Raw genomic sequence first — 1471 nt, 5'->3', positions numbered from 1 at the left:
GTCCCGAAAACGGGATTTTTACTTACCCGTCAGGCTTTCTTTCATATCCTTTTTTGCTTCACTTAAATACTGATCGAATAGGTGGTTAGCAACATCCGTCCACTTTATTTGTCTTCCTGTTGCGTAGCTAATTTCTATTGCAGCTCTTTCTAGTTTTATCTTCTTTTCTTCACTGACTCTTAGCGATGTGTATTTCTTCATGTCTTCCCCTCGATTGCACTGTTAAGCGCATTCTATTATGCATGTATCATATATTTTAATGCGTACTTGCATACAAATATATTTGGGTGTATTTTGCATTTTAATAAACATGCATACATGGGTACATATGTTTTTCATTGATCAGCTTTTCATGCAGCAAGACCATCCCGATGGGGGACTTCCTTTTGTTGGTACTCATGTTATTGAGCGCGTTGACATGGAATCTGGCGAAAAGCTTCCACCAAGTGTTAACCAAAAAATTCTAGAAGGATCATTTAGCACCAAGCTAACAATTCGCTGTAATGGCAACCGTGTACGTGTAGAGGGAAATCCCTCGCGTTGGCAGCGTATGGATAATCTTTGGGGGTTAACTTCTCTCGATGAGTGCGTAGCAATTTATAACCACATTTTAGCTAAATATGATCTGCCTCCATTCACTAAAACCACGCGCGCATATCACCGTCAGACACCGGACGGTAAGTCGTCGTCAATTATTGGTAACGGGGCTGAAATTACTCTTATTGACTGGACGCGTAACCACATGGTTGGTCGCGGTAATGAGCTTTCATTTATTCGTGGTATGTCATCTGTGGCTATGGGCCGAGCGCGTGAGGCAATTCTTAAACCTAATGGCATGACATGTAACTGGGGCGAGGGGTCAACATGGGAAATGCTCAAGCTCTACTGCAAAGCCTTTGAAATGCAACTTCGGTTAAAAAAATACAAACGTAGTAACAAGACCACACAAGATCACATTAAGTATTTAGAAACGCTTATCGAATATTGCGAACAAAACGGAGTTGTTCGTGAAGAACACAGCCTAAGACAAAAATTACTTAAACGACACGATTTGCAATTTTACGGATTGGTCAGTGAACAAGACTTTTACAAACATCTAACGACGATGGAGGACGCCATGAAGACATTACACGCCACTAATGACACACATCAATCAATCGCAGAACAATTATTAGAAGCAGGCGCTGTCGATACCATCCGCAAAGCTAACACCACCATGAACTATTTCACGCTTTGGCAGCACGGTACGGATTTACGACATACGTTAAGTCGCACCAGATTTTACGAGCACAAAGCCAGGTTAAGAAAAATTGGTATTGATATCGGTCAGCAATTCGATGTTACACGCCTTTGCCCAACGCTCAAGCGTTCTGAGGTTATCGAGCTTAAACCGCTACCTATTCCAAGCTGGTATCAGATGCCACAAGTAGCCCAATCAAACGTAATGCCATTTAGAGCAGTTGCTTAATTC

2 protein-coding genes are annotated in these 1471 nt (G+C 41.9%); one reads left to right on the top strand and one right to left on the bottom strand.

All coding sequences use genetic code 11. From position 1 onward, the window contains the following. Positions 1-18: 18 nt before the first annotated feature. The gene (locus RH88_RS16260; RefSeq protein WP_005598000.1) at positions 19-201 is read right to left on the bottom strand and encodes a hypothetical protein; all 183 of its coding nucleotides are present in this window, start codon (positions 199-201) and stop codon (positions 19-21) included. 127 nt (positions 202-328) lie between these two features. Between RH88_RS16260 and RH88_RS16255 the strand changes: the two genes are divergently transcribed. Beyond that, positions 329-1468: a phage/plasmid replication protein, II/X family gene (locus tag RH88_RS16255; RefSeq protein WP_005597998.1), complete on the top strand. Its 1140-nt coding sequence runs from the start codon at positions 329-331 to the stop codon at positions 1466-1468. The last annotated feature ends 3 nt before the right edge of the window (positions 1469-1471 follow it).

It is taken from the genome of Vibrio scophthalmi LMG 19158 (genome assembly GCF_000222585.1).
Taxonomy (GTDB): domain Bacteria; phylum Pseudomonadota; class Gammaproteobacteria; order Enterobacterales; family Vibrionaceae; genus Vibrio; species Vibrio scophthalmi.
The sequence above is the reverse complement of the archived record's forward strand: the minus strand, read 5'-3'. Positions and strand labels throughout refer to the sequence as shown.